Source organism: Mycolicibacterium sp. 624 (genome assembly GCF_040548615.1).
Taxonomy (GTDB): Bacteria; Actinomycetota; Actinomycetes; order Mycobacteriales; family Mycobacteriaceae; genus Mycobacterium.
The window spans coordinates 96,461-111,807 of record NZ_JBEPRZ010000002.1; the positions used below are offsets into that span (position 1 = coordinate 96,461).

Consider the following 15,347-nt stretch of genomic DNA (forward strand, 5'->3'; position numbering starts at 1 on the left):
TGCGATGACGAATACAGTGCGTGTCGGGTCACTGGATCTCGCGATGGCCGGCGATCCGGTGTGGGTGGTCGCGGGCCCGGTGGCCGACGACGTTGAATGTCAGTTCACAGACGTGCTGGCCCGAATGGCCGCCAATGGTCCACGTCTTCGGGTCGGCCTCATTCCGGCAACCTCCGGGCGGTTGTGGGAGTGCACGGACAAACCGGGTGCGCTCTTGAAGGCGGATCTGGCAGGGGCACGGACACCAGAACAGATTTTGGAGCGGGTTCTGGGCCGTCCCGCACCGGCGCCGATCTCGCTGGTCCAGGTGGGCGCGTATGTCTGCGTGTGTTTCGACCACGGCATCGGCGACTCCCACGTGATGATGGAGATGCTTGCCGCGATCACCGCGCGAAACGCCCCTAGGGGTTTCGTGGAGCCGGTGCCAAATCCCGCGCTCATCGACCGTCCCCTCCGCACTGCCTTGGTGACCTTTGCGCGCAACAGCGAGCACCGGGGACCGCTCACACTTGAGTTCGCGCAGTCGACGTTCACCGCGGTGGTCCACAAGGCCCGCAAGATGTTTCACAACTTCAAGACTCAGCATGGCCACACGGCCACGGTTCGTGGCTACGAGGCGATTCATGTGGTGAGCAAGCCCGGATTCGTGAGAGATGTCAGGGCATGGCGGGACGCTCGTCATGCCGGAGCGTCGCTCACCTCGGTCGTCATCTTCTCGATCCACCGCGCTCTCCGCGCCGCGGGCATCCCCGTCGCCGACGACGTCGACGTGCTGATCGACCTGCGTCGGCGGCTTCCCCGCGGGGTCGAAACCCTGGCGAACCTGTGCACCATCACCAAGGTGGCCGCCGGCAGGAACATGACGTTCGACGAATTCAGCGATCAGTTCCGCGTACGCACCAGTTCGGGATGGCCGCTGGTTAAGACCGCGGCGCATCTGGGTCTCGGACGGATCGCCCTCGCCCTCGGCGTGCGGCCATCCCCGAAATGGTGGCTCGTGGGCACACCGGCCGAATCTGGATTGGTGGAGGTGACGTACTCGGATATCTCCAAGATTCCGTCTACGTCGAAGCTCGACTTCACCAGGCCCGAGGCGGGCGTGCTGGCGGTCGCGTTGCCGCCCGGGACCACGCGAAGTCTGACGATCGCGTTGTGGGTCAGTGCCGCCGGACAGGTTCAGGTCACCGCGACCCAGCCGCCGGGGTTGATCGATCGGGATACCTTGCGGCGTGCGCTTGAAACCGCACTCAACCCCGCGGTCGTCGCTTGCGACCGCAGTGATCCTCGGTCGGACATCGTGGAGGCGATCGCACTATGAGGGTCCTGCAAGTGCTCACGCTCGTTTCGCCCGATGGCGCCTATGGTGGTCCGGCGCGGGTCGCACTCAATCAGTGTGCCGCTCTGCTGGAGGCAGGCCATGAGGCAACCCTGCTGGCCGGAACGCGCGGCTACGCCGTTCCACCCCAACAGATCGATGGCACGCCGGCCCAGCTGTTTCCGGCTCGTCAGGTGCTACCACGGGTGGGTTACGCCGCGACCTGGACACCCGCGATGGTCGGCTGGCTCAAGTCCCACGGATCCGAGTACGACGTCATGCACGTACACCTGGCGCGCGACCTGGTCACAATTCCAGCGGCGCTGACCGCACTGCGACTCGGACTACCCATCGTGGTGCAGACGCACGGAATGATCGTCACCGGTTCGCACCCGCTTGCGACGCCCATTGATGCACTGTGGACGAGGAAAGTGCTCAGATCGGCCGGCGCCGTCTTCTACCTGAACGATGCGGAACGCGCTGAACTCAGCGTCATCGGCGGGCCGGGGTTGCGTCTGGAGCCGCTTGAGAATGGTGTGCCGGTGACAGCTGGCGCCAACCCCGACAAACGGGTACAGCCCCCCGAGGTGCTGTTCCTCGCGCGTCTGCACAAGCGGAAACGTCCAGAGGTCTTCGCCGCGGCGGCAGTCGAGCTGCTGCGCAGTGGTATCGACGCCCAGTTTGCCCTCGTGGGTCCACCCGAAGGGGGGGAAGTGGCGGTCGACCGGATCATCGCCGAGGCACGCGCCGACGGTATCGACGAGTCACGCCTGCGCCGGGAACCTGCGGTGGCTCCGGGGAATACGGCCGAACGTATGAGGGCGGCATCCGTGTACGTGCTTCCCGCCGTCCGTGAACCGTTCGGGATGACAATCATCGAGGCACTCGCTGAATCCGTGCCGGTGGTGATCAACGCCGACGGGGGGCTCGCCGACTTCGTGGAACGGGGTGGTTGCGGCGCGGTTGTCGCGGGCAGCTCGCACGACTACGCGGACGCGATCGCGGGCTTGCTCGCTGATCCCGTGTCCGCCGGAACCCAGGGTGAGGCCGGGCGGGTGGCGGTTCGCGAGACGTACGGCATGGCGCCAGTGCGCCAGAGACTCGAAGACGTATACGAATCGATCACGCTGCAGAGGACGACATGAGTACCCGGACGACCCACACCCACAGGACCCACACGAGCCCACGGACCACCCGCGGGCCACTTCGGCTGGGCCTGCAGGTTGCGTTGGCTGTGTTGCTCGCCGTTGTGGTGACGGGCGCGCTGTGGTGGGGCTTCGTTCGAGGAAACGCTCCCCCTGCCGCGCAGGGGATCAGCGTCGAGGCCACGTTCGCGGGCATGCCCGACGGGCCCGCACCGGAACGGTTCAACGGCGGTGAGCCGGCGCGGGTCGCCGGTACCCCGAATGACCCGGGCGCCCGCCCCCGCATCGTCGACGGCCGGCTCACCTATCAGCCCACAGCTGAGGAGACTGCCGCGGGATTCTTCAGTACACCGGATCTGCGTGCGCCAGTGCGATCGTTGGGTGCCCGATTCGTGTTCCGGCCGGGTGGCGGCACCAAGGGAGCTGTGGTGTTGTTGGTGTCCCGCGGCGTCGACACCAACTTCCCACCCACGATCCGTCCGCTGCCGGTGCACTTTGTGTTAACGCCCGCGAACTGGAACCTCAGCGTGACGCACGCTGAGGGAGACCCTCTGGATGTCATTGCCGCGGGCGACTTTCCGGAGCCGCTGGCCGAGGACGGGAACACGGCGTACGAGGTCCAGATCACTATCAGCGGTTCCGAGGTCACCTTGGATCTACCGCAGAACGTTCATCGGAACGTCTCGGATCCGCGGATATCGGAGTGGCAAGGAAGCTACGCGAATTTCGAACTGTTCGCCAACCACGGGTTGACGGATTCGCTGCCCGCCTTGGAGAAGGTATGGGCGTCGGCGGCGGGCGGGTAGCCGACATGGAGCGGCCGTCGACGTTCAGCAAGGCGCGGGCGCTTGCTGGCGGAATCGATCAAGTCTTCTCTAGCCTGAGCAACGGTTTGATCATCTATGCGATCGCGGTTGTGACGTCGGTTGCCGACTTTGGGCGAATCGGCCTGGTGATGACGCTGCTTGCAGCAGCCATCGGCGTCCAGCGCGGGGCGCTGGGTACGCCGCTCCTCCTCAGTTCGGCGAAATCCACCACCGATGTCCGTCGGGAAGGTGGGTACGCGGTGACGACGGCGTTGATCATCGCGCCAGTCGTCGGAGTTCTGATGGTCACTGTCGCCGGTTCTTCGGTGCGCACCGAAGCGCTGCTTCTCTTGTTGGCCACCCCGGTGGTCCTCGTCCAGGATGTGTTGCGCTATATCGCCATTGCAGAGGGTCGCTCGTACATCGCAGCGATATGGGACGGTGTGTGGTCCGCCGGCTCGGTTCTTCTGCTGGTGGGTACCTGGCTGAAGCTGCCGCACATCACCGCCAGTTTCCTGGTGTGCGCATGGGGTTTACTTGCGCTCGTCGCGCTGGTCGGCATGCTCGTCAACGTCCGGGTCAGCCCGAGGCTCGCGGGCTACCGCGAATGGATGGCCGACGGTTGGCGACATCGCGTCCGCTATGGCACCGAGGCGGGACTGGAGCAGGTCACCGTGTTCGCGGTGTTGCTGTTCGTGACCCTGGTGCTCAGTCCGGCAGTCACTGCCGCGGTTCGGGGCGCGACGGCGGTACTGGCGCCCGTGGCCATCCTTGCCAGTGCCGTGCCACTGATCGTGATATCCGAGGGCACTCGCCTGACGATGCGGCCGGAGCAGGTGTGGCGAATCTTGGTTCGCATCACGGCGGCGATGTCGTTGGCCGCCGTGACGTTGGGTGTCGTTCTGTACTTCCTGCCGCTGCGCTGGGGAGAGTTCCTGCTCGGTGCAACGTTCGCCGCGACACAACAGATCGTGCCGATCATCGCGTGCGAGTACGCCATCGGTGGCTGGGCGATCGCAGTCGCCATCTACCTGCGTACCTTCAACCGCAGTCGTGATGCGCTTCGGCTGAAGGTCGGTTACGTCGCGGTGATGCTGCTGACCTCACTTGGAGCCGCAGTCGCGTTTCGCACGGCATCCGGTGTTGCGCTTGGCATGGTCGCCGCGACGGCATTCGTCGCGACGATGGCCATGCTGTGGTTCCGCCCGTGGGCCAGCGACGACGACGTGATCGACCGATCGCCGCGCGTACGCCGGCCGATCGACCCGAAACGACAGGTGTTGACGCTCAGGGTGAATTCGGTCGCTCGACGTCAGCTACCGAACACCGTCGCCGCACGCCTGGCGTCGCGTGTGCACACCTCCAACGGACTTCTGGCACTGTGGACCAGCGCCATACTGGTCGTGTTCGGCCCGGTGGCGATCATCAGGTACACGGGAGTGCCGGACAACGGACTGTGGATGTGGTCACTGCCGGTGATCGTCGTCGCCGGCGTCCGGTTCGCCTGGTTGATCGGCACCGGCGAGCGTCGACTCTTCGAAATGATGTACTGGGCCTTCGCTTACGCATTTCTGGGCCTCGCACCCCTGGCGCAGCTTCGTATGGACATCTTCCCGACCACCATTGCCAGAATGGATCACACCTTGATAGCGGTGGGGTCCCTGATCGCGATCGTCGGCTGTTGCGCGTTTCTGCTCGGGGCTCTGGCCGATAACGCGATGTTGCTTCGCGGAAAGGCCGCTGGGCTCGCCAAGCAAGCACGTCACATGTCGCGCATGTTCACCATCGATGGCACGCGCCTGCTCATACTGGTGGCCTTCGCAGTCGTGTTGAACGTCTACTACTTGTCGAAGGTCGGGTGGATCCAGTTCGCTCAGAGCCGTGACGAGTCTTTCGCAGTGTACGACGCGATATGGAAACCCGGCACGCCGGGTGCCATGGTCCGTGGCTGCTCGTACATGGCACTGCTGATGGCCTTTGTTGCGCTGGTTAGGTTTCGCCGAGAACTGAAGCGCGCCAACGAGATGGGGTTCCCCGCGTCGGCAGGTACGCTCCGGCTGAACCTCGTTCTCATCCTGTTGATCGGAGCACTACTGGCCAACAGCATGAACCCGATATCGAATGCCCGATACCTGTCCGGTACGGCAATCTTGGGCGCGGCGACGGCGTTGGGACTGGCGGCGACCAGAACCAGATTCCGAGTCATGGCGGTGTCCTTCCTACTGGGTCTCCTCGTGATCTTCCCGCTGGCAGACGCATTTCGATACGGGCGGGAAGCAAACTTCAAGGCGGCCAATCCGATTGAAGCGTTGATATCTCCTGACTACGACTCGTTCGGACAGTTGGTCAATGGGTATCTAGTGGCGGAGCGGAACGGCATATCTCCCGGCAGGCAGATGCTCGGCGTGTTCTTGTTCGCCGTTCCGAGGGCCTTCTGGAGTGACAAACCGGTCGATTCAGGGATTCTCATCGCCAATGTGCGTGGTTACCCGTTCACGAATCTCTCGGCACCGCTCTGGATAGAGTTCTATTTGAACGGCGGCTGGGTCTTGCTCGTACTCGGGATGTTCGGCCTGGGCTGGTGGCTGCATCGGATTGACACCGGCATCGAGCGACAGTTCAACACAGTCGGCATGCCGGCTCTGCTCAGCTGCGTGCTGCCCTTCTACATGATGATCCTGTTGCGCGGGTCGCTGCTGCAAGCGGCCTCGTATCTGTTCTTCATAGTGGTGTTCGCAGCCTTCCTACGAAAATCCCCCGCGAGTTCAGAGATACGCGACGGTATCGCCCGAGCGCCCGACGATCCCCCTGCCTTCGAACTGCTCAATCCGGCCAAGGAGAACCATGTTCGGGTCTAGGAGCGAGTCGGCGGGCCTCGGGCGCGCGTCATTGGTGCTGTTCACGCTCGTCCTGCTCGCATTGACCGTAGGTGTTGGATACGCGCAATGGCACCGCAACGATGTGTCCACGCATGGGCAGGCGCCTGAATCCACGGTGTCCGCGCTCGGGTCGATGTTCGATTACAAGCCGACACTGCTCATTGTCGGTGACTCGTTTGCCGGCGGCACCGGCGACCCGACATTCCGCCCGTACCCGTATCTTCTCGGCGACCGACTTGGCTGGAGCCTCACCCTGGACGCCGAGGGGGGAACGGGATTCGTCAACGTGGCGGGCGGTGTCAAGGCAGGCCGCACCCCCTTCATCGACCGTCTTGCCCGAGACGGGCAGCTGTATGACGTGGACGTCGTTCTGATCGACGGCGGCCGTAACGATCTCGGGTTGCCGCCCGCGGACGTCATCCCCGCTGCCGACGAGTACATAAAGAAGGTCCGTGCCACATGGCCCAAGGCGAAGATCATTGTGATGCTGCCGTCCTACGTCGCAGCACAGGAAGCGTCAAACTACGCCGCCGTTTCCGCGGGAATGAGGCGTAGCGCCGAGGAAGTGAACGCGTACGTCATCGATCCGGTCGCGGAGGGTTGGTATCGCGGGAGGGATCTCGAGCCCTTGTTCTGGACCGATGGTGTGCATCTCAATGCCGTGGGCAACGAATACTACGCAAGTCGAATATTCGACAGCATGAGGACAATGGGGTTGGTGAAATGAGAAGCATCGGAACCCTTCTCGCCATCGCCCGACGTAATTCTCTGGCACTGCTGTGCTGGGCCTTGCTCGGGGGTGCCGTCGCCAGCGTCATGAGCTTCTTCCTGCCGACGGAGTATCAGGCAAGCGCCCGCCTGATGATCGTGGCGCCGTACTGGAACGATTCAACAGCCATCGCGGATCCGAATATCGGTGGCGCCGTACTGGCCTATGGCGACGAGTTCACCCAGCAGCGGGTGGCGAGCTACGCGCGACTGGTCGATACCCCGTTCATCACCGGGCCGGTGAGCGAACGTCTGGGCCTGGGGATCTCGGCACAGGACCTGAGCCGGAGGGTGACCACACACGTGATACCGGACACGGTCATTGTGGAGGTACAGGCGAACGATCAGTCTCCGACGACAGCGGCCCTGATCGCCGACGAGACGGCACGTCAGCTGATAGCCACCATCAAGGAAGTCGAGCGACCGCCTTACACACGGGTTTCACCGGTCCAGCCGTTGCTGGTGGAATCGGCCTCTGTTCCCACCCGCCCAGTGTCACCGCGGACAGTGCTCTACATCGGATCAGGATTACTCCTCGGACTCCTGGCCGGATTGACCTATGTGTCGATGCGGGAAGGCAAGGCAGTCGCCGAACTCGTGGGATCCGCGGATGACGCCGACAACGTTCTCGGGATCCTGTCAGCGGATGAGGCGAACACCGATCTGGTCGACGCCGATGCGGGATTTGTCGATTTCCAGATCAACAGACTGCGCGACGATGCCTGGGCACCGTTGGTCTTCGTCGCACCCCGTGGTACGCCGGCCGTGACGCTGGCCGCGCGGCGACTCGCAGCGGTCATGTCGATCACCCGGGGTCGGCAGCCCGTCGTCGTCGTAGCCGACTCCTCGGTGGACGTTGGCACGGCAGGCCATCCGGGCCTTCTGGACGTCGCCGCCGGCCGGTGTGCGCTCGAGGACGCGATCGTGTTCGACGATGTCGGGGACTTCGGTTGGATGCCGTTTGGAGGGTCGAAAGAGTCTGCCGCGCACCCGCGTTGGGATGCACTAAGGGCAGTCCTCGATGAACTGGCGGCCACACAGGAGGTCCTCGTCATCGCACCGGCGGTATTGGAATCGATCGATGCGATCGATCTCACGGGTACGGGCAGCGCGACGGTGCTGGTGACCGATGCTCCGGGAACGTCGAGTTCCGAAGTGCGAGAGGCAGAGCGGCTGTTGCGGTTAGGTCAGGCACGTTACCTCGGGCGGATCATCGTGGCGACGCCTGCCCTTGTACACAGTGGCCTAGCCGACAGGTTGTAGTCGGCGTACGAATCGATAGTCCGGAGGAGCAATGGAACTTCTGAAGCGATGGTGGATCGTAATGCGTCGACGCTGGTTGGTCGTCGCCGTCTGCCTGGTCGTGGCGTTGGTCGGGGCCAGTGCCTACAACGTCACTGCCCACGCGGAGTACACGGCTTCGACCCAACTCTTCCTGCGGGCACCCGATGTCAAGACGTCAGCTGGCGCATACCAGGGCGACCTCTTCTCACGGCAGCGTGTTCTGACGTACTCGAAGATGTTCAAGAGCGACGATCTCGCTCAACGCGTCATCGACCGGCTGGGTCTGACGCTGACCCCTCAGCAGTTGGTCAGTCAGGTATCCGCGTCGACGGTCAAGGACACGGTTCTGATGGTGGTTTCGGTGACGGATGGGAGTCCGGAACGGGCGGTGAACATCGCCAACGCCTACGGCGATGTGCTCAATTCCTATGTGGCGAAGCTCGAGTACATCGACAACAACCCCGACATCCCGCCTTTGGTTCAGGTGGTGACCCGGGCGAATCCGGCCACCGTGGTATCGACTGCAATTCCGTTGTGGCTGATCATCACTGCTGCGGTGGTCAGCGCCCTGGTCGTGGCCCTCTCACTGATCTGGCTCCTCGAACGCTTTGACACCAAGGTGCGGTCACGTCGCGAAGTGGAGGCAATCACCGGAAGCCCGGTGATCGGCCAGTTCACGCGCAACAAGGCGTTGGCCCGGAATGACGATGTGGAAGCGGTTTTCGATGCCGACGAGAGGTTCAGGCAGGCCGCATTGCGCCTGAGCGTCAATGTCGATTCGGTTCTGCAGCGTCTCCCCGACCTGAGCAAGCCGCCAGTGTTGGCGGTGGTCGCCCCGCACCGTGGGGATGGCGCGAGCATGGTCGCGAGAACGCTCGGTCGCGCGTTTGCCGAACGTGGAAAATCCGTTGCGCAGCTGCAGTTCGGGCCGGAGAGCGAAGTGTCGAGGTCACAGCGGGAGTACGCCGGTTCCGTCATGACCACAACCCTCAGCCTCGCACCCCTGCTCACCGCCGAGGCCTTCGACTACCGCCTGGATGCCGCGAGGGAGGGCGCCGACATCGTCATCGTAGACTCGCCAGCCTTCTCGGAATCCGTTGAGGCCCAGGTCCTGGTAGGTGCCGCAGACGTCATCGTCCAGGTGGTCGACGCCGGTGCGACAGCCCGTTCGTTGACCGAGATTGCCGACGGTACAAGGGTTATCGGCACTCCTGTCCTCGGGGTGGTCGTCAACTTCGCGCACGACTCCACGACCGTGGACGGCCGCTACTTGTAGAGGTGAAGTCGCCCAGGCCCGTCGGCCAGGGTGTCACGGACACATTGGGGAACGTTGGATGACCGACATGACGGCAACAGACCGACGGAGCTTCCGGACGTGAGAGGAATCGCCGGACGGTTCACCGCAATCCTCGCTCTCGTGACGACATTCGTGGCCGCCAGTCTCTATCCCCCCCATTCCAATACACAAGAAGGGGGGGCACGCACCGAACGTACCGTGACCGCGTACCTGCCTTTCGACCTGCCCAGCGGTCCGACACGCCGCAAAGTGTTCGCACACTATGTGCCGAACTTCCCCATATCAATCGACAATATGAATGGGGACAACGACTACTATCAGCGCCAATATCTCTCCCCAGAAGGGGAAGGGGGAATTCACGCCAGCTACGGCGGATTGCTCCGAGATCGGCCCCTGCCCCGCAGGCACATCGATCAACCCGATTGGCAGATCGCGGATTTCACCACCGAGATAGGCCAAGCCAGATCAGTGGGCATAGACGGATTCGCGATAGACGTCATCAAACCGCGCGCACAGTCTGACATCGTGGACAATCTCCTGACGGCCGCTGCCCGAGACGCCAACTTCGATATCCTCATCACCGCGGATGTATCTGGTCCTCTGTTCGACGTCTCCGTTGAGGAGTTCGTCGCGGACTTCTCCGCGTATCTCGCTTCGCCCGCGGCATATCGGCTTGCGAACGGCACTCCGGTGCTCAGCGCGTTCGCGGCGGAGCGCCGACCGCCGGAGTGGTGGGCCGCGGTGCTGGGAGCCCTGGCTGCCAACTTGCACACCCAGATTGCGTTCGTCCCCGTATTTGTCAACGTGTCGGGCAATATCGCTGCGTACGACTCGATCTCCTACGGGTTCTCCGCTTGGGGCGGCAGAAGCCCTCGCGGAATGACGCTGTCAGATCACACCCCTGGCTCGCCGGGCGATCTGATCAGACAAGCGCACCTTCGCGGAAAGATATGGATGCAGGCCATCCCCTTTCAGGACAGCAGGCCACGCAGCGGTACCTTCGAAGAGTCGTTGAACGGGATGACCAATCGAATGGCGTGGCAGCTTGCGAACGGCTACGGGGCCGAATGGGTTCAGCTGATCACCTGGAACGACTACGCGGAGTCGACGGCGATGGCTCCATCGGTCGCCCACGGATGGCGAATGCTCGACCTCAACGCCTACGACATCGCCACATTCAAGCGCGGTAAGCCGCCCAGAATCGCACGCGATGCGCTTTATGTCTCCTACCGAATCCAGCCCGTCGCAGCTCCCCCGGCATTTCCCGAGACACTGCTGATGCGCCAGGTCCCCGACACCACCGAACCGCGGGATGCCATCGAAGTGGTCAGTTTTGCCACCGCTCCCAGCCGAATCGACATCGCCGCCGGCGATCAGATGACGTCGTGTGCCGCGGCCGTCGGCCGCGGAATATGCGTGGCACCGTTGCGCCCGGGATCCTTCACGGTGACGATGACACGCGACGGCACTGTGGTGGCCTCGACGCAGTCGGATGTCCAAGTGGTCAGCCACCCGTTCATCCAGGACCTCCAATACCGACTGGTGGGAGGTTTACGGTAGCCACCTGACGGGGTGATGTCTTGTCCGTCACGGGGTGGGGCCGGCGGGCAGCTGGACGTCGGCGGGCGTGGTTGATGCACGCCACCTTTGAATCTCCACCCGCCTATCGGTGTTGGCGTTGTCGTAGAACTGCTCAGCAGCGACATACGAGGCGTCCGTCTCGCTGATCAAGGGATGCGAGTACGGGCCGTAGACTATGCCGGTCGGCGCCAGGACCCATGCTTCACCAAGGTCCTTGCGGACGTAGACGGCCACGTGCTGAGTCTCGGTCGTGAAAGTTCGTCCGTAGGCGACATTTGCGATAACAGTGAGATGGTCGTTCCGCCACACGCCATACTCGAAATGGTCGTTCAAGAAGACGACGTGGGCTGGACTGTCTGGCACAGGGGTGTCGGCAAGGAAACCGGACCGCATTGGGCTCGCGAATGAGCACAGGGCCAACTGACCGCCGTCGGTTGTCCCCGATGAACTGAAGTTCCAGTCGGCCTCGATGTATGCGGCGTTGGCGCTGAGCTGACCAGACGCGTATCCCGCTGCCTTCCCCGCACCGCTGTAGTCAATGACGGACCTGCCCCCGTAAATGGTCGGGCGGGCCGCCTCGTTCGGGGTGTATGTGAGAGTCGCCTCCTGACCGGAGTCGAAAACCGAGGGATGCTGGCCGTTCGGCTTGGTGGTGTAGTCCTGGTACAGATTGGTGTAGTCGACCGACGATGCCGATGGCGCACACCCGGTGGTCAGCAGGCCAAGCAACAGCACTGCGGATGCGATGCCTCGCAGCACTTTTGATGTCACAGTCGGCCTCCCGCCACCGTGCCGGGCCCTCCCCGCGAGCCGTTGTGCGTCCGCATTGCCGGTGCGCAGCCACCCATAGAGAATTATGGCGAACCCCGCGCCGTTTCGGCAGGAAACCCCGGGTTACCTGCGATCCTCTCATCCTAGGCCTTGACCCTCGCCTCGGCGTGTGTAGCGACTCTTGGGCCGTGCCGACACGCCTGCGTCAGTTGCGGGTTCGCTCCGCCCGGCGCACTCGGAACAGCTTCACGTCGTCCTTGATGCCCTTGAGGTGACGCGCGCCCGCGAACGACCACACGAACCGCTCGTCCGAGCCCAACCCGGCGACAGCATCTCGCGTCGACTCGGCCACCAGGATCGCCCCCGGTCGCGACGCCGTCGTCACCCTCGCGGCGAGGTTGACCGATCCGCCGTACCAGTCACCGGCGCGACTCACCGCGAGGCCTGTCGCGACTCCCGTGCGCAATCGTGGAAAGCCCTCAATGGCCTCGGTGGCGTCGACGAGGTCGAGCAGTGCGTCGACCATCGCCACTGGGTCGCTACTGACGAGCATGACCTCGTCGCCGATGCTCTTGACGTAGCGCACCGGCGGCACCGCGACCTCACGGGCCAGGTCGGTGAGCTGATGTGCCAGCTTCTCCAGATCCTCGGGTGGAACCACCTCGCCCAAGCGGGTGAAACCGACCAGGTCGGCGAAGGCGATAGTCACCTCCCTTGCGCCGGGCAGTGGGATTCCCTCAGCTCGCTCGGAGGCGTTGACGGCCTCGGTCTCCATGACGTGCAACAGCTGAAGGCGCAGCATGTCGGTGATCATGGGACCGAGCAGGGGCTCCGTCTCGAGCATCAGGGCTTCCGACCGCTTCGCCACATCGAGTTCGGTGGCACCTGGTTCCATCACCGCGGCCAGGGCTGCATATCGCATGACGTCGGCCGCTCGGGCCAGGCCCTCGGTGACCACTTGAACGACCAGCACGATCTGATCCGGGCTAAAGCCGAGATCGATGAACTTCTTTGCATACAGCGCGGACTCACCGTCGACGCGCATGTGCACTGCAGCGTCCGGATCCTCCACCCCCGCCAAACCGCTCGCGCGTTGTATCCGCTCCAGAAGGTCGAGGTCGACGCCCGTTTCCGCGCTGATCTGCCGGGCCGACATCATGGTGCCGTCCTCACCGAGGATGCGGCGCGACGCCAGCAGCATGGGCTGATAGGAGTCTCGGATCTGTGCAACCGTCACGCCACGTTCGAGCAGCCACGGAATGAGCTCGGCGCGTTCCTCGCGTGCCCTGCCCTCGAGTCCGTCGAGCAGGCCCGAGGCCTCGACGTCGAACTCTTCGATGTCGAACTCTTCGGTCACCGAGTCAACGTATACCGCGCGGCACGGATAGCCGGTGCGGTCGACGTCGGAAGGAATGTCGTCATGTCGTGCGGATAGACCACGTCGACGATGGCCGTGGCCGGAAAGCGATAGGGCTTGCCCAGTACCAGCCCGACGAACTGGCGGCGCAGCCGCGACATCTCGGCGCGGACGGTGACCACCCGCGAGCGGTCGCCGTAGAGGTCGTCCGCCAATTCCTGCGCGGAGCGGCCCTGTCGGTGCGTGGCCAGCACGTGCAGGATCTCCGCGTGGCGCGGCGAGATGTCGCGGCGCCAACTCCCGAATTGCCCCACGACGTCCAGGGCTGTGCCCTCGCGCAGGTCGAGTGTGATGGTTGACGGTAACGGCGCATCGTCGGCGTCGTGAGCCAGACGGACCAACCAGCCGCCCGGAAGCGACTCCACGTCACACGCTCCCAGCGACGGTATCCAGGTGCGCCCCGGTACCCCGTTGTCGGGCAACAGAATCCGCCGGTGCGGCGGTAGCGAGTCCACCGCCGCCACCCAGCCGTCCTGATCGACCGCCAGCGCAGGCCTGCCGACGCGCGCGAGGATCGGTGCCGCGATAGTCCGCAGTAGGTTGAGTGTGCGGTCGTGCACCTCTCGCAGTTGAGACTCCGCCAGCCGGGCGACCAGGTCGACCAGTGCGATCGTGGTGGGATGCACCGTCGCTGCCGGGCCGGACACGTCGACGACACCGACCACCTGACCCGTACGGGGGTCCTTGATCGGGGCCCCTGCGCACGTCCACGCGTGATGACTGCGCAGAAAGTGCTCTGCGGAGAACACCTGCACCGCGCGATGTGACGCCAGTGCCGTGCCGATGGCATTGGTACCCACAGCACCCTCGCTCCACTGCGCGCCCTCGACGAAGCCGAGCCTGTCGGCGTTGCCGAGCACGCGGGGTGAGCCGTACCGCCACAGCACCCGGCCGCGAGCGTCGGCGACGACCAGGATGTTGTCACCGCCCTCGATCACCGAATCCAGGCCGCGTGAGACGTCGTCGAGCACCGCGAATAGCCCGGACGCCTGCCGCAGCGCATCCAGACCGCTGGAGTCGACGTCGGGCGGGTGGTGGTGTTCCGGATCGATACCCTTGCCCAGCAGCCGATTCCACGAATCGGCGATGACATCGCGTGGTCGAGCGGGCCCACGGTTGCCTGCCATTGTGGCGTCGTAGACCTCCGACAGCAGCATGGCGTAGCTGCGCGGATCATCGCCCGCCGCGACGGCGGGTTCTGGCCCACTGGGTGAAGCCGAGGAAGACATCACCGTCGATTGTGCTCCACGTCACACCTCCTGTCACGCCGGGGCCGGCGCGTCACCGGTAGACCATGCCACCGTCGATCAGGCCCGACTGTCCGGTCATGTAGTCCGCACCAGGTCCGGCCAGGTACGCGACGAATCCGGCCACGTCCTCGGGCGTCTCCGGACGGCCCAGCGCGATCGTGGCGGAGAACTTCTCGAACGTCTCCCCCGCCGCGGCGCCCGTGATCTCGGCGAACCGCCTGTCGATCTCCACCCACATGTCGGTGCCGACCACGCCGGGGCAGTAGGCGTTGACCGTGATGCCGTCGGCGGCGTGTTCCTTGGCCGCTGCCTGTGTCAGTGCGCGCACCGCGAACTTGGTCGCGCTGTATGGGCCAAGCATCGCGAAACCCTCGTGGCCCGCGATGCTGGACGCATTGATGATCTTCCCGCCATGACCCAGTTCCCGGAACTTCGCGACGGCGGCCTGGATGCCCCACAGCACACCGTCGACGTTGATCGCCCACAGTCGCGCCAGATCGTCGGGTGTCACCTCTGAGATCGGGCCCACCTGAGCGATACCGGCGTTGTTCACCATCACGTCGAACCCGCCGAGTGTCGACGCCGCATGGTCTACGGCGGCGAAGATGGCCGTGCGGTCGGACACATCGGCGACGAACGTGGTTGCCTTCGAACCGATCTCGGCGACCTCTCCGGCCACCGCCTCAACGGCGGCGGCGTGCACGTCGACCAGCGCCACATCGGCACCGTGGCGGGCCAGCTCCAACGCTATGCCCCGCCCGATACCCCGACCCGCACCGGTCACGAGCGCGACCTTGTCGAGCAACGGCGCAGCAATGGATCTCGTCATGTCAT

At 64.3% G+C, this 15,347-nt stretch carries 12 protein-coding genes; 8 read left to right on the forward strand and 4 right to left on the reverse strand.

From position 1 onward, the window contains the following. The first annotated feature begins 4 nt into the window (after positions 1 to 4). From ABIA65_RS07610 to ABIA65_RS07645, 8 genes are all read left to right on the forward strand, one after another. The gene (locus tag ABIA65_RS07610) at positions 5 to 1,318 is read left to right on the forward strand and encodes a hypothetical protein (RefSeq protein ID WP_241403887.1); all 1,314 of its coding nucleotides are present in this window, start codon (positions 5 to 7) and stop codon (positions 1,316 to 1,318) included. Further along, positions 1,315 to 2,460: a glycosyltransferase gene (locus ABIA65_RS07615; RefSeq protein WP_241403886.1), complete on the forward strand. Its 1,146-nt coding sequence runs from the start codon at positions 1,315 to 1,317 to the stop codon at positions 2,458 to 2,460. Before ABIA65_RS07610 ends, ABIA65_RS07615 begins: the two co-directional genes overlap by 4 nt. Beyond that, positions 2,457 to 3,266, forward strand: coding sequence for a hypothetical protein (locus tag ABIA65_RS07620; RefSeq protein ID WP_354523157.1), 810 nt, complete (start codon positions 2,457 to 2,459; stop codon positions 3,264 to 3,266). Before ABIA65_RS07615 ends, ABIA65_RS07620 begins: the two co-directional genes overlap by 4 nt. After that, positions 3,242 to 6,124: an MATE family efflux transporter gene (locus tag ABIA65_RS07625; RefSeq protein WP_241403884.1), complete on the forward strand. Its 2,883-nt coding sequence runs from the start codon at positions 3,242 to 3,244 to the stop codon at positions 6,122 to 6,124. Before ABIA65_RS07620 ends, ABIA65_RS07625 begins: the two co-directional genes overlap by 25 nt. Then, positions 6,111 to 6,872, forward strand: coding sequence for an SGNH/GDSL hydrolase family protein (locus tag ABIA65_RS07630; protein ID WP_241403883.1), 762 nt, complete (start codon positions 6,111 to 6,113; stop codon positions 6,870 to 6,872). Before ABIA65_RS07625 ends, ABIA65_RS07630 begins: the two co-directional genes overlap by 14 nt. Beyond that, positions 6,869 to 8,176: a hypothetical protein gene (locus tag ABIA65_RS07635; RefSeq protein ID WP_241403882.1), complete on the forward strand. Its 1,308-nt coding sequence runs from the start codon at positions 6,869 to 6,871 to the stop codon at positions 8,174 to 8,176. The genes ABIA65_RS07630 and ABIA65_RS07635 overlap by 4 nt, the downstream gene beginning before the upstream one ends. A gap of 61 nt (positions 8,177 to 8,237) precedes the next feature. Then, the gene (locus ABIA65_RS07640; RefSeq protein WP_354523158.1) at positions 8,238 to 9,473 is read left to right on the forward strand and encodes a Wzz/FepE/Etk N-terminal domain-containing protein; all 1,236 of its coding nucleotides are present in this window, start codon (positions 8,238 to 8,240) and stop codon (positions 9,471 to 9,473) included. 315 nt (positions 9,474 to 9,788) lie between these two features. Further along, positions 9,789 to 11,054, forward strand: a complete 1,266-nt coding sequence (locus ABIA65_RS07645) for a glycoside hydrolase family 71 protein (protein ID WP_241403880.1) — start codon at positions 9,789 to 9,791, stop codon at positions 11,052 to 11,054. Between the two features lie 27 nt (positions 11,055 to 11,081). On the opposite strand, the gene ABIA65_RS07650 is transcribed toward ABIA65_RS07645, so the two are convergent. From ABIA65_RS07650 to ABIA65_RS07665, 4 genes are all read right to left on the reverse strand, one after another. After that, positions 11,082 to 11,846 (reverse strand): hypothetical protein, encoded by a 765-nt coding sequence (locus ABIA65_RS07650; RefSeq protein WP_241403879.1) that lies wholly within the window; start codon positions 11,844 to 11,846, stop codon positions 11,082 to 11,084. A 205-nt stretch (positions 11,847 to 12,051) separates the two neighbouring features. Then, positions 12,052 to 13,203, reverse strand: coding sequence for an adenylate/guanylate cyclase domain-containing protein (locus ABIA65_RS07655; protein ID WP_241403878.1), 1,152 nt, complete (start codon positions 13,201 to 13,203; stop codon positions 12,052 to 12,054). Next, positions 13,200 to 14,492, reverse strand: a complete 1,293-nt coding sequence (locus ABIA65_RS07660; protein WP_241403877.1) for a helix-turn-helix domain-containing protein — start codon at positions 14,490 to 14,492, stop codon at positions 13,200 to 13,202. The genes ABIA65_RS07655 and ABIA65_RS07660 overlap by 4 nt, the downstream gene beginning before the upstream one ends. Positions 14,493 to 14,544: 52 nt before the next feature. After that, positions 14,545 to 15,342: an acetoin reductase gene (locus ABIA65_RS07665; protein WP_241403876.1), complete on the reverse strand. Its 798-nt coding sequence runs from the start codon at positions 15,340 to 15,342 to the stop codon at positions 14,545 to 14,547. Positions 15,343 to 15,347: the final 5 nt, after the last annotated feature.

Excerpts from the sequence above, each read along its gene's own strand:
- ABIA65_RS07635 (WP_241403882.1), top strand. The coding sequence starts at position 6,869 with ATGAGAAGCATCGGAACCCTTCTCGCCATCGCCCGACGTAATTCTCTG.
- ABIA65_RS07660 (WP_241403877.1), bottom strand. The coding sequence starts at position 14,492 with ATGTCTTCCTCGGCTTCACCCAGTGGGCCAGAACCCGCCGTCGCGGCG.
- ABIA65_RS07640 (WP_354523158.1), top strand. The coding sequence starts at position 8,238 with ATGCGTCGACGCTGGTTGGTCGTCGCCGTCTGCCTGGTCGTGGCGTTG.
- ABIA65_RS07610 (WP_241403887.1), top strand. The coding sequence starts at position 5 with ATGACGAATACAGTGCGTGTCGGGTCACTGGATCTCGCGATGGCCGGC.
- ABIA65_RS07620 (WP_354523157.1), top strand. The coding sequence starts at position 2,457 with ATGAGTACCCGGACGACCCACACCCACAGGACCCACACGAGCCCACGG.
- ABIA65_RS07630 (WP_241403883.1), top strand. The coding sequence starts at position 6,111 with ATGTTCGGGTCTAGGAGCGAGTCGGCGGGCCTCGGGCGCGCGTCATTG.
- ABIA65_RS07645 (WP_241403880.1), top strand. The coding sequence starts at position 9,789 with ATGAATGGGGACAACGACTACTATCAGCGCCAATATCTCTCCCCAGAA.
- ABIA65_RS07625 (WP_241403884.1), top strand. The coding sequence starts at position 3,242 with ATGGGCGTCGGCGGCGGGCGGGTAGCCGACATGGAGCGGCCGTCGACG.
- ABIA65_RS07665 (WP_241403876.1), bottom strand. The coding sequence starts at position 15,342 with ATGACGAGATCCATTGCTGCGCCGTTGCTCGACAAGGTCGCGCTCGTG.
- ABIA65_RS07615 (WP_241403886.1), top strand. The coding sequence starts at position 1,315 with ATGAGGGTCCTGCAAGTGCTCACGCTCGTTTCGCCCGATGGCGCCTAT.